Raw genomic sequence first — 16,665 nt, 5'->3', positions numbered from 1 at the left:
TTCAGAGTTTTATATTTTGTATAAAATACAGGTTATTACATCGCCGAAACCAATTTTGTTAATTTAGACTTCAAATTAGCAGCCTTGTTTTTATGTATTATATTATTCTTTGCTAACTTATCTAACATAGAAACAACATTTACTAATTTCCCTTCTGCTTCTGCCTTGTCTTCTATTGCACGCAAATCTCTAACAGCATTTCTTGTTGTTTTGTGCTGATACTTGTTACGTAACCTTTTAGCTTCGTTACTTCTGATTCTTTTTAAAGCTGACTTATGATTTGCCATAATTCTTGATTTTATTAGTTTTTTATATTAAAACTTTGTAGTCCGTACGGGAATCGAACCCGTGTTACATGGATGAAAACCATGCGTCCTAACCCCTAGACGAACGGACCATAACAACTAAAATATCCCTTAATTGCGGGTGCAAATATACAATGTTTTTTAAATTCTGCAACAATTTTATAAAAAAATTACTTTTTTTTTTATAAATTAATATGCCTTTGCAAAAAGCACTCTTTTAGATGAAGATTTGCCCGTTAAAACACAAACTCCTGCCTCCTCTTTAGCGTCATTAGGTATACACCTAATTGTTGCCTTTGTTAACTCTTTTATCTTGTCTTCTGTTTCCTCTGTGCCATCCCAATGAGCTGAAACAAAACCTCCTTTATTTTTTATAATACTTTTAAATTCATCAAAATTAGAGACTTCTGTAGTATGCTCCTCTCTATAATTAATTGCTTTTTTAAATAAATTCTCCTGAATTTCTTCCAATAAATTAGCTACAAAATCAACAACGTTATCTTGCGAAACAGTTTGTTTCTCTAGCGTGTCTCTTCTTGCAATTTCTACTGTATTATTTTCTAAATCACGATTTCCAATGGCTATTCTCACGGGTACTCCTTTTAGCTCATATTCAGCAAATTTTGCTCCCGGTCTATAGGTATCTCTGTCATCAAATTTAACTGAAATTCCTTTTTTACGCAATTGTTTTACAAATACATGAACTCTATTGGAAATAGCTTCTAATTGTTCTTCGCCTTTATAAATAGGCACTATCGCAACTTGAATTGGCGCTAACTTAGGTGGTAACACTAAACCAAAATCATCTGAATGCGTCATTATTAGCCCTCCTATTAAACGAGTAGAAACTCCCCAAGAAGTGGCCCATACATATTCCTTCTTCCCTTCTTTAGAAGTAAACTTTACATCAAACGCCTTAGCAAAATTTTGTCCTAAAAAATGACTCGTTCCTGCCTGTAAAGCTTTTCCATCTTGCATTAAAGCCTCTATTGTATAAGTATCTTCCGCACCAGCAAAACGCTCACTATCAGACTTTACACCCTTAATTACTGGCATTGCCATAAAATTTTCTGCAAATTCAGCGTACACTTCCTGCATTTGTTTTGCCTCTGTAATTGCTTCATTTTTTGTTGCATGAGCGGTATGCCCTTCTTGCCATAGAAATTCCGCAGTACGTAAAAATAAACGAGTACGCATTTCCCATCTAACTACATTTGCCCATTGATTAATTAATAAAGGTAAATCTCTGTAAGATTGAATCCATCCTTTATACGTGCTCCAAATTATCGCTTCAGAAGTAGGTCTTACAACTAATTCTTCCTCTAATTTTGCTTCTGGATCTACTCTTAACTTGCCTGGATTATCTGGATCATTTTGCAAACGATAATGCGTTACAACTGCACATTCTTTTGCAAATCCTTCTGCATTTTTTTCTTCAGCTTCAAACAAACTTTTAGGAACAAAAAGCGGAAAATAAGCATTTTGATGCCCTGTTTCTTTAAACATTCTATCTAACTCCGCTTGCATTTTTTCCCAAATCGCAAATCCATATGGTTTAATTACCATACAACCTCTTACAGCAGAATTTTCTGCTAAATCGGCTTTTACTACTAATTCATTATACCATTTAGAATAATCTTCTGATCTTTTGGTTAACTTTTTACTCATAATTTAAACTTTGGCACAAATATTGGTCTATATAAAAAGATTGTTTATTAAAAAAACATCACCTTTTTTAAAGTTACTACAAAACTACTATATTTTAGAGTTTTTAAAGCAACAATTCATTAATAAAAGAGCATAAAAACAAATCATTATGAAACAACTCTATAAAAACTTAAAGCTTCATCAACTAATCTTATTTGTAGTTGCTAATTTATTATTAGTTTCTTGTGGAACGTATCAAAGTGCTTATAATAATGATGGTATTTATAATGACGAAAACGGTAAAAATGAAGAACAAAAAGTTATCGTTGTAGATGAAAAGGAGTACAACGATTATGAAAAAAACTATTTTACAAAAAAGTTAGAAGTCTTAGAAAGCATCGATGGAAATGAAATTTTCACAGATGTAGATTCTTACAACTCTAACAATATTTATATAGAGGATGAGGTTTTAGATGAAGCTCTAAATTATAATACCAATCAACCGTGGGGATATGAAGAAAATGATCTTGTTGTACAAATAAATTTAATTAACAATCCTTATTGGTCTCGATTTAATAATTGGGGTTGGGGATTTAATGATCTTTGGGGATACAGAAGAGGTTTTAGAAATTGGGGATTTAATGATATATGGAATCCATTTTATGGGGGTATGGCCTGGAACATAGGTTTCTTATATAACCCATATGTCTATAATCCTTATTATTTTAACAGACCTTGGAATAATAATAGTTATTACAGAAATCATACTTATGGGCGAAGATTAACAAACAATAGTTACGCTAGAAGGAATTCTACTGCAAACTCGAGATACAGCAAGTACTACAATAGAAGACAAAGCTCTAATATTAGTAAATATTCAAAAAGAATTAAAAACACATCGAAGCCAACAAGAAGAAATACTTCTGTCTCCCGTAATTCTTCCACCCACAAAAGAAAGGCGAAACCTACAAGTAAAAAATATAATCGTTCGAACACAATTAGAAGAAGAAATAATCCATCAAATTTCAGTAATAATGGTTCTTCAGCAAGAAGATCATCTTCTTCTAACGGACGAAGTAGCAGCAATAATTCTAGAAGTTCAAGCTCAAAAAAAAGGTCTTCATCCAAAAGAAGAGGAAACTAAGAAGAATTCTTAAATAGATACGAAATGAAAAGATTTATTATAACAATAACACTGTTCACAACAACCTTTATGTCTTTTTCACAATCTTTAGAATATCAAGATTTAGCAATCCTATTTTCTCAAAATGATAATAATGGCTCTGCGCGTTTTACAGCTATGAGTGCTGCTTTTGGAGCATTAGGAGGTGACATATCTTCAATAAACGTTAATCCAGCAGGCCTCTCTGTATTTAAAAACAGTACATTTTCAGGGACTTTTAACTCGAGAAATTCAGAGATCACCTCAAATTATTATGGAAACTCAAACACAAATCAAGATCAATTTATAAACATTTCCCATGCAGGAGCTGTTTTAGTTTTTGATAGCGCTTACAGCAAAGATTGGTCAAAATTTGCAATTGGATTTAGTTATAGAATTAAGAAAGATTTTAATGATCTTTTTTTATCTGAAGGTAATAGCAATAGGGCTACTTTCACTGAGTATCCGTTAGACACTAATGACCCTACTTTTGTTTATGATATTGCAGATAAACAACGCTATGTAAACACTAATTCAGGTGAATTAAGCGAATTAAATGTAGGATTTTCTTCAATACATCAAAATAAACTACATGTAGGTTTAAGTTTAAATTTTTATGATTTAAATTTCACTCAAAGATCTACTCTAACAGAGTTTAATAGTGATGCTAATGGAAATCAATTGGACGCTAACTTTTACCAAGAAAACTACACTACAGGCGCAGGTTTTTCTCTAAATGCTGGTTTTATATATAAAGCACATCAAAATTTTAGATTTGGTTTGGCATATCAAACCCCTACTTGGTATACAGAAATCGCAGAGGAAAGTAATATTATTAATAATGATGGCTTTTTTGGGGATACTGAAATTATTGTAAGTAATGATAATTTGATTTACGACAATACATCTGGAGGTTTTTTCCCATCACAAGGACTAATTTATAGACTTAAAACACCTAGTCAATTAACTGCGAGTGCAGCACTTATTTTTGGTAAAAACGGATTATTAAGTATTGATTATGTAAGTAAAAATTACAAAAACATAAAATTATCTGGTGATGATTTTTCAGTTGAAAATCAATTTTTTCAAAATGGTATAAAAAATACTCATAACGTTAGACTGGGAACAGAGTGGCGTTTTGACAGGCTCAGTATTAGAGGTGGTTTATCTAAAAAGCAAACACCAAATCTTAATAATATTTTAAATGAAGATAGTATTGTAAACTACAGTGACGCAGAAGGATATTCTTTTGGCGCTGGTTACAACTTTGGGAATTTCAAATTAGATTTTGCATACAGTGATAATAACAGAACAGCTACCTATAATATGTACCCTGGTTTTAATGTAAATCCATCGAATTTAACCATAGATAACAAAATTTTTACAGCTACAGTTACTTTAGATTTATAAGCTAAAACATATTTTAAAGAAAGACCTTGTATTTTAAAAACATACAAGGTCTTTTTTACTGAAATTCAGTTTTTTGCCGTAATTTTGCAACTTATTTTTAAGATTATGCAAGAGACTAAGATTACCGTTCAGGAAACTACCAACCAAACTATAATAAAATTTAATAGTAATAAGATTTTAATAAATGGCGGTAGTTATGAATTTTCTAATATAGACGAAGCTAAAAACTCACCTTTGGCGCAACAATTATTTTACTTACCATTTGTAAAAAAGGTTTTTATTACCGCTAATTTTATTGCAATTCAACGCTTCGATATTGTTGAATGGATCGATCTACAAGAAGAAGTTCGCGAACAAATTGAGGCATATATTACTGATGGTAACATCGTTGTAAACGAACAAACCTCATCAACAAAAAAAGAAGCAATTGAAGTTTATGCAGAAGTAACTCCAAACCCCTCAGTAATGAAATTTGGAACGAATAAAGCATTAACGCAAACAGATGTAGAGTATAAAAATATTGATGAGGCTAACCAATCTTCACCTTTAGCGCAAGCAATCTTCACATTTCCTTTTGTAAAACAAGTCTTTATTTCTGATAATTACATTTCTATCACAAAATATGAAATGGTTGAATGGAATGAAGTTTTTACTGAAGTAAGAACTTTTATTCGTGAATACCTTGTGGAAGGAAAAACAATTATCAAAGAAATTCCAGATCAAGAAATTACGAGTGAAACTACAATTAAAACTCCAACTATTGCCTTAGAAGGGGTTTCTGCACAAATTGTAGAAATCTTGGATGAATATATAAAGCCTGCAGTTGCTGGTGATGGAGGAAACATTGCTTTTAGATCTTATGATGAAGAACATAAAATAGTTAGCGTAGTTTTGCAAGGCGCTTGCAGCGGATGTCCATCTTCTACTGCAACTTTAAAAAATGGAATTGAAACCTTGTTAAAAGAAATGCTACCGAATCAAATTAATGAGGTTATAGCAATCAATGGTTAGTAAATAACTGAGCTAAAAGTAAACATCCAAAAGAAAAAAAATGTCAAAAATAATTAAACCTTACAAAGATTCTGAACTTGGAAAGAAAGAACAAGTCACAAAAATGTTTGACAATATTTCTGAAAATTACGATGACTTAAATAGAGTTATTTCTTTAGGAATTGATGTAAAATGGCGTAAAAAAGTGGTTGAAATTGTTGGTAAAAATAATCCAAAACAAATACTAGATATTGCCACAGGAACAGGAGATTTAGTGTTAATGATGGCTTCTTTAAACCCTGATAAAATTGTAGGTTTGGATATTTCTTCTGGCATGTTAGAGGTTGGAAAACAAAAAATTGCAAAAGCAAAACTATCAGACAAAATAGAAATGATTGTTGGGGATTCTGAAGAAATGCCTTTTAGTGATAATACTTTTGATGCAATTACAGTTTCTTTTGGTGTGCGTAATTTTGCTCATTTAAACAAAGGAATTCAAGAAATTGCGAGAGTTTTAAAGCCTACAGGAGTTTTGGTGATTTTAGAAACTTCAAATCCCACTAAATTTCCTTTTAAACAAGGCTATAAATTTTATACTAATTTTATACTTCCTATTATCGGTAAATTATTTTCGAAAGACAAAGTTGCCTATTCCTATTTATCAGAATCTGCAAATTCTTTTCCTTTTGGAGAAGCTTTCAACAATATTTTACAAAAAAACGGGTTTACTAATACAAAATATACTCCTGTAACTTTTGGAGTTGCTACAATTTATACTGCAAGCAAATAACGATGAATAAAAAAGTGCTGCTTTTTGGTTTTTTCATGATGATTTCTGCCGCTTTTTACGCACAAAGAGAACGTGTAGAAAACTTACCAACTTTTGATAAAAGAAAATTACATTATGGTTTTTATTTAGGTTTAAATCAAAATGATTTTAAATTAAATTTAAGGAACAGCTCCATAGATAATGCTGATATCTCTGCTACTGCTGCTGCTGGTTTTAATGTTGGTTTAATTGCAGATTTTCGTTTACATAAAAACCTGAGCTTACGTTTAGAACCAGGTTTAGTAAGTAATTCTAAAAATATTTATTTCAATCATTTAGTGACAAAACAAGATAGTTTAAGAGAAATTGGCTCTACGTACTTGCATGTGCCTGTAATTTTTAAATTTAGCACAGATAGATATAAAAATATCCGTCCGTATTTATTAGGGGGAGTCTCTTACAATTATAATTTCTCTAGCAATGAAGCCAATCAAGACGACAATTCTTCAGGACAATTTAGGATGAAAACTCATAATTTTATGTACGAAGTTGGAATGGGAATTGATATTTATTTATATTACTTTAAGTTTTCTCCATCGATTCGTGGAATTTTTGCTTTTAACAACGAAATTAAATACGATGATGACCCAAATAGCCAATGGACAGCTCCCATAAATTTTATGGGAACTCGCGGCGTATTTTTAACCTTTGCTTTTGAATAAAGTTGAATCACAAAATTTCTGACGAAAAACTACTTACAAAATATTTCTCTTAAACTCACTAAGTAAAATAGCGGTTGCAGTTGCAACATTCAGGCTTTCAGTTTCTTGGGTTTCTCCAAATCTTGGAATTGAAATTTTGTTTTTTATCAATGCTTTTATCCCATCAGAAACCCCATTAGCTTCATTACCCATAATAAGAATACCTTCCTCTGGTAGTGAAGTCTCATAAACGTTTGAACCATGCATATCAGCAACGAAAGTTGGTAAAATTGATTCTTTTAAATACGTTTCTAAATCCATATAAATAATAGAAACTCTAGTCAAAGAACCCATACTTGCTTGCACAACTTTTTGATTATAACAATCTACAGTATCTTTAGAACAAACCAATTGAGATACACCAAACCAATCACACAATCTAATAATTGTACCTAAATTCCCTGGATCATTTATAGCATCTAAAGCAATTGTGATTCCGTTAGTTTGAACTGGTTTTTCATCCAGAATTTTAAATATCCCTATAACTTTATTGGGCGTTTTTAAATTACTTATTTTTTGTAAATCCTTTTCTGATATTCTTATAATCCTATCTGAAGAAATATCAGTTTGAAAATCATCAACTGCAAATAACGTATCCATTTCAAAAGAAGAATTCAGTAATTCATTTACTACCTTTATACCTTCAGCAATAAATAATTTATGCTTTTGTCTATACTTTTTCTGAGATAAGCTTGTTATAATTTTAAGTTGACTTTTTGAGATGCTCATTAATTGTATGTAAATAAAAATAAACCGTTGAAAAATACTATTTTTGAATTTCTTTGCAGTGCTAAAATAATGAAAAAACTTTCGTTTTATTTTTTATTGATTGTATTTCTGGTTTCATGTAATTCTACAAAACATGTTGCTGATGAAGAATACATGTTAAAAGAAAATTATTTTTTTATAGATAGTGCAAAAACAAATGCTACCGAACTGCAAAAATACGTTTTACAAAAACCAAATCCACGTTTTTTAGGTTTGCCTTTAGGTTTATATTTTCATAATCTTGGAAATCACAATAAACCCAAAACACCATCTGAATGGGCGAAGCAAAATAAACGCTCTTACAATTTTGTTAGAACTATTTTTTCAGAAAAACAAAGTATTGCTTATGCCAACTCTCTTATCAACTTAAATAAATCGTTTTTAAAATATCAGGGGCCCGAAATAATTAAAGATATAAAAGTAAAAAGAACCGCAGAAAATTTATGGGCATATTACAAAACACAAGGTTATTTTAAATCGACAGTAACCTCTAAAATAAATAAAAGTTCTACCAATAAAAAAGCGACTGTAGAATATCATATTTCAAAAGGTAAACCAACTATTTTAGACTCTGTAAAAATTAAAATTGCGTCTCCAATTTTAGACTCAATTTATAAAAAATCTGCTTTAGAAACGCTTTTAAAAACAGGAAATCAATACAAAGATCAAACTTTTAGAAATGAAGCAGATAATGTTGTAAAGCTTTTTAGAAATAACGGAATTTATCATTTTTCAGAATCTGCTATCGGTTTTTATGTAGATTCAACAAGAACAGATTACAAAACAAATATTGATTTTTTAATTTCTTCGAATAGATTAATTGAATCGAATGGAAACTACATAGAAAAACCTTTTAATGTTCACACCATAAAAGAAGTAAATGTATTTACAGATTATTCTTTTGCAAAAAGGAGCAATTCAATAAAAGACTCTATCTCTTATAACGGAATCAATTTTCTAGCTCATGATAAGATAAAATACAATCTTAAATATTTATCACAATCTATTTTCTTAAAACCAAATGGGATTTACAAAGACACTTTAAGAAACCTAACAAGAACGCACTTAAAATCTTTAAAGAATTTTAAATCAACAAATATTAAATTTACACCAATCCCTGGATTTAAAAATGAACTAAAAATGGATATTTTCTTAGCTCCTTTAGAGAAATACACTTTAGGTTTTGAGACAGAACTAACACATTCTAACATTAGAAATATCGGCGCTTCAGCAAAATTCTCAATCATAGATAGAAATGCTTTTAGAGGTGCAGAATTACTAAAAATGTCTCTTTTAGGCTCTTGGTTTAATTCTAATAATGGTCCAGGATGGGAAATTGGTGCAGATATATCTTTAGAAGTACCAAGGTTTGTTGCTCCTTTTGGGTTAAGTAAATTTGTCCCAAAAGAAATGTCTCCAAGAACGTTGTTTTCGTTTGGCTCAAGTTTTCAAAAAAACATTGGTTTAGACAGACAAACATTTACAATTCTTACAGATTATAAATGGCAATTTAATTCAAAAAAAACGGTACAATTAGAACTTTTAAACACGCAATATGTAAAAAACCTAAACGTTAGTAGCTTCTTTACTATTTACAATTCTGAATTCGAAAGCTTAAATTCAGTTGCACAAGTTTATGACAATGTAAATAATACCACTAACAATTACCCTATTCCAACAGATGAAAATCAAGCTTCCAAAGCTGTTTCATTTATGAATCTTGTTGCAGATAATAATAGAAATAATAACTTTCGAAATACAAACCCTGAAGAATACAACCTAGCGACAAATATACTAAATAGATACAATATTATTACTTCAGACTTTTTAATCCCAATAGTTGGATATTCATTTACTTATAATAATCAGTCAAGTTTTAAAGACAATAATTTTTCTTTCTTTAAAATTAGATTAGCTAACTCTGGAAACATTTTAGGCTTTTTGTCTAATAAAAGAAACACAAACAACAAAAAGACTCTTTTAAATATTCCTTTAGCGCAATATTTTAAATCGGATATAGAATACAAAAAGTTCTGGAATATTGGTAACAATTCTGTTTTTGCTCTTAGAACATTTTTAGGCGCAATTGTTACCTATAATAATTCAGATATTCCTTTTACGAAAAGTTATTTTGCTGGAGGTTCTAACGACATTAGAGCTTGGCAAACTTATGAATTAGGGCCTGGAAGTAGAAATTCTGGATTAGAGTTTAATATTGGCAGTTTCAAATTTTTAACTAGTGCTGAATACCGATTTGATATTATAAGTAAATTAAAAGGCGCACTATTTGTTGATGCTGGAAATATATGGGATATCTCTGGGTCTAGTTTTGTAGAAGATAATGCTAAATTTAATAGTTTATCTTCCTTGAAAAATATTGCTATTGGCTCTGGTCTTGGAGCAAGATGGGATTTCAATTTTTTAATCTTACGTATTGATGTAGGCTTTAAAACTTATGAACCATATTTAAAGAATCGTAAATGGTTTCAAAATTACAATTTATCCCATGCTGTTTACAATATAGGAATCAACTATCCTTTCTAATTAAATCTTACAAAAACCCTATAACGTTTTCGTTATTTTATAAGGAATCAAGATTCTTAAACTACTATTTTTTAGTACTTTTGACAAGTAAACATCAATAAAAAAATATAAAATGAGTCATAATATTAAACCTGGAGTAGCAACAGGAAAAGAAGTTCAAGAAATTTTTAAACTAGCAAAAGAAAAAGGATTTGCTTTACCAGCAGTAAATGTTATCGGTTCTAATACTATTAATGGTGTTTTAGAAACTGCTAGAGATTTAAATGCACCTGTAATTATTCAGTTCTCAAACGGAGGAGCACAATTTAATGCGGGTAAAGGTTTATCTAACAAAAATGAAAAAGCTGCTATTGCAGGCGCCATTGCAGGTGCAAAACACATTCATGAATTATCCATTGCATATGGAGTTCCTGTAATTTTGCATACAGACCACGCAGCAAAAAAACTATTACCTTGGATTGATGGTTTATTAGACGCATCAGAAAAACACTTTGAAGAAACTGGTAAATCTTTATACAGCTCTCACATGATTGATTTATCAGAAGAGCCTTTAGAAGAAAATATCGAAATTTGTAAAACTTATTTAGCTAGAATGAGCAAAATGGGTATGACTTTAGAAATTGAATTAGGTATTACTGGTGGAGAAGAAGATGGAGTCGATAATTCTGACGTAGATGTTTCTAAATTATACACACAACCAGAAGAGGTTGCTTACGCTTATGAAGAGTTATTAAAAGTTTCTCCTCAATTCACAATTGCTGCAGCTTTTGGAAATGTTCACGGAGTTTACAAACCAGGAAATGTAAAGTTAACTCCAAAAATCTTAAAGAACTCTCAAGAGTTTATTACAAAGAAATATGGCGTTGAAGAAAATCATATCGATTTTGTATTTCATGGAGGTTCAGGTTCTACTTTAGAAGAAATTAGAGAGGCTATTGGTTATGGAGTTATTAAAATGAATATTGACACTGACTTACAATTCGCTTTTACTGAAGGAATTAGAGATTATATGCAAGGAAAATCAGCTTATTTAGCAACTCAAATTGGTAATCCTGATGGAGCAGAGCAACCGAACAAAAAATATTACGACCCAAGAAAATGGTTGCGCGAAGGTGAAGAAACTTTTAAAGCGAGATTAAAACAAGCTTTTGCTGATTTAAACAATGTTGATACTTTATAAAAATATTTTTTAATAAATGAAAAGCACTTTGATTAAATCAAAGTGCTTTTTTTTATGACTTTAAGCATCAAAAATGACACTTTAAAGAAAAATCTTTTACATTTGTACTTCTAATTTAGAATCTATTTTTTAATTTATAAATATAGCAACAACCTAAAACACAATAACAAGTATGGCTTGGTTTAAAAGAACAGATAAAGGAATACAAACTTCTACAGAAGATAAAAAAGATACTCCTAAAGGTTTATGGTATAAAACTCCTAGTGGAAAAATAATAGATACAGAAGAATTAAAAAGGAATTTATATGTAAGTCCAGAAGATGGTTACCATGTAAGAATAGGAAGTAAAGAATATTTTGAACTGTTTTTTGATGACAATAAATTTGAAGAATTAAATAAGAATTTAACTTCTAAAGATCCCTTGAAGTTCGAAGACACAAAAAAATATCCAGATCGATTAAAAGCGGCTCAAGAAAAAACAAAATTAAATGATGCTGTAAGAACTGCTGTAGGTAAATCATTAGGAAAAGATTTAGTTATTGCTGCTATGGATTTTGCTTTTATTGGTGGTTCTATGGGTTCTGTTGTGGGTGAAAAAATCGCAAGAGCCATTAATTATTCGATAGAACATAAAATTCCATTTTTAATGGTTTCAAAATCTGGAGGAGCAAGAATGATGGAGGCATCACTTTCTTTGATGCAATTAGTAAAAACATCTGCAAAATTAGCACAACTTGCGGAAGTTAAAATACCTTATATTTCTTTATGTACAGATCCCACAACTGGAGGTACGACAGCTTCTTATGCAATGTTAGGTGACATTAATATTGCAGAACCAAATGCCTTAATTGCATTTGCAGGGCCAAGAGTTGTAAAAGATACTACAGGTAAAGATTTACCAGAAGGGTTTCAGAAATCTGAATTTGTATTAGAGCATGGTTTCCTAGACGGAATTTATGAGAGAAAACAATTAAAAAAACAAATTAATTTATACATTGATTTAATTCAGAATCTACCAATTAGAGCATAAGTAAAAAGCACGCACTGTTGGGTTTCTATTCAAAAAAATAATTATATATTTGCAGCTTCAATGAAAACATCATTGATGTACATAAAAATCATTTAAATAATATTGGAATGTATTTAACTAAAGAAGTAAAAGAAAGCATCTTCGAAAAACACGGTAAAGGAAAAAACGATACAGGTTCTTCAGAAGGTCAAATCGCGTTATTTACGCACAGAATTAACCATTTAACTGGGCATTTAAAGAAAAATCGTAAAGATTTTAACACTGAACGCTCATTAGTAATGATGGTAGGTAAACGTAGAAGTTTACTAGATTATTTAAAGAAAACCGAAATCAATAGATATCGTGCAATCATTAAAGAATTAGGAATTAGAAAATAATTCGCACAAAAAAGAGGCTCTATAAACGTGCCTCTTTTTTTATTAAAACTAATCCAATTGTAGCTTATTACAAAAGAAGTATACATTTTTGCTACAAAGGCCGAAATCAAAAAAATATTTAGTTCTGATTAACAAACAGAATCTATATAAAAAAATCAAAAATAGTAACAGCATTTTTGAATTTCCATTGCAACATACGACAGCACAACAACAAACAAATTAAAAATTTAGAATTAAAATTTATGATTCCAAAAGTATTTAAAGAGGTTATAGACCTTGGTGATGGTAGAGAGATTTCTATCGAAACCGGAAAATTAGCAAAACAAGCTCATGGTAGTGTTGTTGTGCAATCAGGAAAATGTATGATGTTGTGTACAGTTGTATCCAATTATGAACAAAAAGATCTTGGTTTTCTTCCATTAACGGTAGACTACAGAGAAAAATTTGCTGCCGCAGGACGTTATCCAGGTGGTTTCTTTAAAAGAGAAGCAAGACCAAGTGACGGTGAAGTATTAACAATGCGTTTAGTAGACCGTGTTTTACGTCCGTTATTCCCAAAAGATTATACTGCAGAAACTCAAGTAATGATTCAGTTAATGTCTCATGATGAAGACGTTATGCCAGATGCAATGGCTGGTTTAGCAGCATCAGCAGCGATTCAATTATCAGATTTTCCATTTGAATGCGCAATCTCTGAAGCAAGAGTTGGTCGTATAAACGGAGAATTTATCATCAACCCAACAAGAGCTCAATTAGCTGAATCTGACATCGATATGATGATTGGAGCTTCTGCTGATTCTGTAATGATGGTTGAAGGTGAAATGGATGAAATTTCTGAAGAAGAAATGGCTGAAGCTATTAAGTTTGCGCATGAAGCTATAAAAGTACAATGTGCGGCTCAATTAAGATTAGCAGAAGCATTTGGAAAAAAAGAAGTTCGTGAATATGAAGGTGCAAGAGAAGATAAAGATTTAGAGAAAAAGGTTCATGACATGGCATACGATAAAGTATATGCTATCGCAGAAGCTGGATCTTCTAAACATGAAAGAACTGCTGCATTTAAAGAAATAAAAGCAGATATTAAAGCTACTTTTTCTGAAGAAGAATTAGAGGATTATGGTGGTTTAGTTTCTGATTATTATCGCAAAGCAGAAAAAGCTGCAATTAGAGATTTAACCTTAAATGTAGGATTACGTTTAGATGGTCGTAAAACAGATGAAATTAGACCAATTTGGTCAGAAGTAGATTATTTACCATCAGTACATGGCTCTTCAATCTTTACTCGTGGTGAAACTCAAGCTTTAGCTACAGTTACTTTAGGAACTTCTAGAGATGCTAATAAAATAGATATGCCATCTTACGAAGGTGAAGAAAATTTCTATTTACATTATAACTTCCCTCCTTTTTGTACAGGTGAAGCTAGACCAATTCGTGGAACATCTCGTAGAGAAGTTGGACATGGTAATTTAGCGCAACGTGGCTTAAAAGGAATGATTCCTGATAGTTGTCCTTACACAGTAAGAGTAGTTTCTGAAGTTTTAGAGTCTAATGGTTCTTCTTCTATGGCTACTGTTTGTGCTGGAACAATGGCATTGATGGATGCTGGTGTACAAATGATAAGACCAGTTTCTGGAATTGCGATGGGATTGATTTCTGATGCCGAATCTGGAAATTATGCTGTATTATCTGATATTTTAGGGGATGAAGATCACTTAGGAGATATGGATTTTAAAGTAACAGGTACTTCTGAAGGTATTACTGCTTGTCAAATGGATATTAAAGTAAAAGGGTTATCATATGAGATTTTAGTAAATGCTTTACAACAAGCACGTGCTGGTCGTTTACATATTTTAGGAAAAATAACTGACACCATTTCTTCTGCGAACGAAGAAGTTAAGGAACATGCTCCTAAAATGATTAACAGACGTATTCCTAATGATATGATTGGTGCATTTATTGGGCCAGGAGGTAAACATATTCAAGAATTACAGAAAGAAACAGGAACTACAATTGTAATTACTGAAGATGCTGTAACTGAAGAAGGAATTATTGAAATATTAGGAACAGATCCTGCAGGAATTGAAAAAGTAATTGCTCGCATAGAGTCAATGCTGTTTAAACCTGTTGTTGGAAGTGCATACGAAGTAAAGGTAATTAAAATGTTAGATTTTGGTGCTGTTGTAGAATATGTAGAGGCTCCAGGAAACGAAGTTTTATTGCATGTAAGTGAATTAGCTTGGGAACGCACAGATAATGTCTCTGACGTTGTTAAAATGGGAGATATTTTAGATGTAAAATACTTTGGTTTAGATCCAAGAACTCGTAAAGAGAAAGTTTCTAGAAAAGCTTTGTTAGAAAAACCAGAAGGTTATGTAGCAAGACCACCAAGAGATGATAAACGTTCTGGTGGACGTGATAATAGAGGTAGAGATAATCGTGGACGTGATAACAGACGTGATGACAGAAAACCAAGAGAACCAAAAAAAGATTAATAACCTATTTTTTTTTAAACATATAAAATCGTCAGAATATTTTGGCGATTTTTTTTGTTTATAGCTATTTTCTAAAATGCTTTTATTTTCTTTGTAAACGATTAATGAAAATTCAAAGAATTACATATCTCTCTCTAGGAACAAATCAAGGAAATAAGCTTGAAAACCTGCAAAATGCAATTAATTTAATTGCTGATAAAGCAGGTGCTATTCAGAAAATATCTTCAGTTTATAAAACTGCATCTTGGGGGTTTGAAAGTAATGATTTTTACAATATATGCATAAAAGTTACGACCTATCATGCGCCTGAAAGGTTAATGAGTATTCTCTTAAAAATTGAGAATGAGCTAGGAAGAAGAAGAGAAGACTTATCAGGTTATACTGATAGAAATATCGATATAGATATTTTACTTTTTGATGACGAAATTATATTCTCAAGAAAGCTTATCGTGCCACATTCAAAAATGTTAGAACGTAAATTTGTTTTAATTCCTTTGGCAGAAATTGCTGATACCATTATGCATCCAATAGAAAAGAAAACACTTTCTATTTGTCTGAAAAACTGTAATGATACATCTGAAGTTTTTAAAATTGATGGAACTTTACTTCGTCCAATTCCTTTATCGGAAAAATACAATTACATCGCTATTGAAGGTAATATTGGGGCAGGAAAAACATCCTTGTCTAAAATGATGTCTGATGAATTTAATGCTAAAATTGTTTTAGAGCGTTTTGCGGACAATCCATTTTTACCAAAGTTTTATGAAGATAAAGAACGTTTTGCTTTTCCTTTAGAAATGAGTTTTTTGGCTGATAGATACCAACAATTATCTGATGATTTAGCGCAATTAGATTTATTCAAAAACCTAATTGTCTCTGATTATTATATTTTTAAATCTTTAATATTTGCTCAAATTACTTTGCAAAAAGATGAATATTTATTGTACCGAAAAATGTTTGATTTAATGTATAAAGAAATTAGAAAACCAGATTTATATGTTTATTTATATCAAAATACCGATAGACTTTTACAGAATATAAAGAAAAGAGGGAGAGAATATGAGCAGAATATCGAGGCTGCATATTTACAAAAAATTCATGATGGTTATAAAAATTTCATAAGCACACAACAAGAATTAAATATTTTAATTATTGATGTGTCAGAAATTGATTTTGTAAATAATACTGAAGACTACAGTTACATCCTCAATAAAATAAAAAACACGTAAA

14 protein-coding genes and 1 tRNA gene are annotated in these 16,665 nt (G+C 30.8%); 11 read left to right on the top strand and 4 right to left on the bottom strand.

Features of this window, described 5'->3' with window-relative positions:
• Positions 1–35: 35 nt before the first annotated feature.
• The 3 genes from rpsT to proS all read right to left on the bottom strand — a co-directional run bounded on the left by rpsT (position 36) and on the right by proS (position 1,973).
• Positions 36–287: a 30S ribosomal protein S20 gene (gene rpsT, locus ATE90_RS01380; protein ID WP_036783024.1), complete on the bottom strand. Its 252-nt coding sequence runs from the start codon at positions 285–287 to the stop codon at positions 36–38.
• 38 nt (positions 288–325) lie between these two features.
• Positions 326–397: transfer RNA gene (locus tag ATE90_RS01375), tRNA-Glu, on the bottom strand.
• 97 nt (positions 398–494) lie between these two features.
• The gene (gene proS / locus ATE90_RS01370; RefSeq protein WP_036783022.1) at positions 495–1,973 is read right to left on the bottom strand and encodes a proline--tRNA ligase; all 1,479 of its coding nucleotides are present in this window, start codon (positions 1,971–1,973) and stop codon (positions 495–497) included.
• A gap of 148 nt (positions 1,974–2,121) precedes the next feature.
• Between proS and ATE90_RS01365 the strand changes: the two genes are divergently transcribed.
• The 5 genes from ATE90_RS01365 (at position 2,122) to porT (ending at position 7,005) form a co-directional block, all read left to right on the top strand.
• On the top strand, positions 2,122–3,096 hold the full coding sequence (locus tag ATE90_RS01365; RefSeq protein WP_036783020.1) for a hypothetical protein: 975 nt from the start codon (positions 2,122–2,124) through the stop codon (positions 3,094–3,096).
• Between the two features lie 24 nt (positions 3,097–3,120).
• Positions 3,121–4,524, top strand: a complete 1,404-nt coding sequence (locus ATE90_RS01360) for an OmpP1/FadL family transporter (RefSeq protein ID WP_036783017.1) — start codon at positions 3,121–3,123, stop codon at positions 4,522–4,524.
• Between the two features lie 105 nt (positions 4,525–4,629).
• Complete coding sequence (locus tag ATE90_RS01355; protein WP_036783015.1) at positions 4,630–5,535, top strand: NifU family protein; 906 nt, start codon at positions 4,630–4,632, stop codon at positions 5,533–5,535.
• Positions 5,536–5,575: 40 nt separating this feature from the next.
• Positions 5,576–6,304, top strand: coding sequence for a bifunctional demethylmenaquinone methyltransferase/2-methoxy-6-polyprenyl-1,4-benzoquinol methylase UbiE (gene ubiE, locus ATE90_RS01350; protein WP_036783013.1), 729 nt, complete (start codon positions 5,576–5,578; stop codon positions 6,302–6,304).
• A gap of 2 nt (positions 6,305–6,306) precedes the next feature.
• On the top strand, positions 6,307–7,005 hold the full coding sequence (porT, locus tag ATE90_RS01345) for a type IX secretion/gliding motility protein PorT/SprT (protein WP_036783010.1): 699 nt from the start codon (positions 6,307–6,309) through the stop codon (positions 7,003–7,005).
• 33 nt (positions 7,006–7,038) lie between these two features.
• Here porT and ATE90_RS01340 read toward each other — a convergent pair whose 3' ends face one another.
• A complete protein-coding gene (locus tag ATE90_RS01340) occupies positions 7,039–7,773 on the bottom strand; it encodes a TrmH family RNA methyltransferase (RefSeq protein WP_036783007.1) in 735 nt (244 codons plus the stop codon).
• A 69-nt stretch (positions 7,774–7,842) separates the two neighbouring features.
• Here ATE90_RS01340 and tamL point away from each other — a divergent pair, with 69 nt between their 5' ends.
• From tamL to folK, 6 genes are all read left to right on the top strand, one after another.
• On the top strand, positions 7,843–10,356 hold the full coding sequence (gene tamL, locus ATE90_RS01335) for a translocation and assembly module lipoprotein TamL (RefSeq protein WP_101450637.1): 2,514 nt from the start codon (positions 7,843–7,845) through the stop codon (positions 10,354–10,356).
• A gap of 112 nt (positions 10,357–10,468) precedes the next feature.
• Entirely contained in the window at positions 10,469–11,536 is a 1,068-nt protein-coding gene (gene fbaA / locus ATE90_RS01330) for a class II fructose-bisphosphate aldolase (protein WP_036783001.1), read from the top strand.
• 172 nt (positions 11,537–11,708) lie between these two features.
• The gene (accD, locus tag ATE90_RS01325; protein ID WP_036782998.1) at positions 11,709–12,566 is read left to right on the top strand and encodes an acetyl-CoA carboxylase, carboxyltransferase subunit beta; all 858 of its coding nucleotides are present in this window, start codon (positions 11,709–11,711) and stop codon (positions 12,564–12,566) included.
• 107 nt (positions 12,567–12,673) lie between these two features.
• On the top strand, positions 12,674–12,943 hold the full coding sequence (gene rpsO, locus ATE90_RS01320) for a 30S ribosomal protein S15 (RefSeq protein WP_036782995.1): 270 nt from the start codon (positions 12,674–12,676) through the stop codon (positions 12,941–12,943).
• Positions 12,944–13,185: 242 nt separating this feature from the next.
• Complete coding sequence (locus ATE90_RS01315; protein WP_101450635.1) at positions 13,186–15,435, top strand: polyribonucleotide nucleotidyltransferase; 2,250 nt, start codon at positions 13,186–13,188, stop codon at positions 15,433–15,435.
• Positions 15,436–15,539: 104 nt separating this feature from the next.
• Entirely contained in the window at positions 15,540–16,664 is a 1,125-nt protein-coding gene (folK, locus tag ATE90_RS01310) for a 2-amino-4-hydroxy-6-hydroxymethyldihydropteridine diphosphokinase (RefSeq protein ID WP_036782989.1), read from the top strand.
• Position 16,665: the final 1 nt, after the last annotated feature.

It is taken from the genome of Polaribacter sp. Hel1_33_96 (assembly GCF_002846595.1).
Classification (GTDB): domain Bacteria; phylum Bacteroidota; class Bacteroidia; order Flavobacteriales; family Flavobacteriaceae; genus Polaribacter.
This window is presented reverse-complemented; position numbering and strand designations above follow the sequence as displayed.

Coding starts and splice junctions, on each gene's coding strand:
- folK (WP_036782989.1), top strand. CDS start 15,540: ATGAAAATTCAAAGAATTACATATCTCTCTCTAGGAACAAATCAAGGA.
- fbaA (WP_036783001.1), top strand. CDS start 10,469: ATGAGTCATAATATTAAACCTGGAGTAGCAACAGGAAAAGAAGTTCAA.
- ATE90_RS01360 (WP_036783017.1), top strand. CDS start 3,121: ATGAAAAGATTTATTATAACAATAACACTGTTCACAACAACCTTTATG.
- ATE90_RS01340 (WP_036783007.1), bottom strand. CDS start 7,773: ATGAGCATCTCAAAAAGTCAACTTAAAATTATAACAAGCTTATCTCAG.
- tamL (WP_101450637.1), top strand. CDS start 7,843: ATGAAAAAACTTTCGTTTTATTTTTTATTGATTGTATTTCTGGTTTCA.
- rpsO (WP_036782995.1), top strand. CDS start 12,674: ATGTATTTAACTAAAGAAGTAAAAGAAAGCATCTTCGAAAAACACGGT.
- porT (WP_036783010.1), top strand. CDS start 6,307: ATGAATAAAAAAGTGCTGCTTTTTGGTTTTTTCATGATGATTTCTGCC.
- ATE90_RS01315 (WP_101450635.1), top strand. CDS start 13,186: ATGATTCCAAAAGTATTTAAAGAGGTTATAGACCTTGGTGATGGTAGA.
- ATE90_RS01365 (WP_036783020.1), top strand. CDS start 2,122: ATGAAACAACTCTATAAAAACTTAAAGCTTCATCAACTAATCTTATTT.
- rpsT (WP_036783024.1), bottom strand. CDS start 287: ATGGCAAATCATAAGTCAGCTTTAAAAAGAATCAGAAGTAACGAAGCT.
- accD (WP_036782998.1), top strand. CDS start 11,709: ATGGCTTGGTTTAAAAGAACAGATAAAGGAATACAAACTTCTACAGAA.
- ubiE (WP_036783013.1), top strand. CDS start 5,576: ATGTCAAAAATAATTAAACCTTACAAAGATTCTGAACTTGGAAAGAAA.
- proS (WP_036783022.1), bottom strand. CDS start 1,973: ATGAGTAAAAAGTTAACCAAAAGATCAGAAGATTATTCTAAATGGTAT.
- ATE90_RS01355 (WP_036783015.1), top strand. CDS start 4,630: ATGCAAGAGACTAAGATTACCGTTCAGGAAACTACCAACCAAACTATA.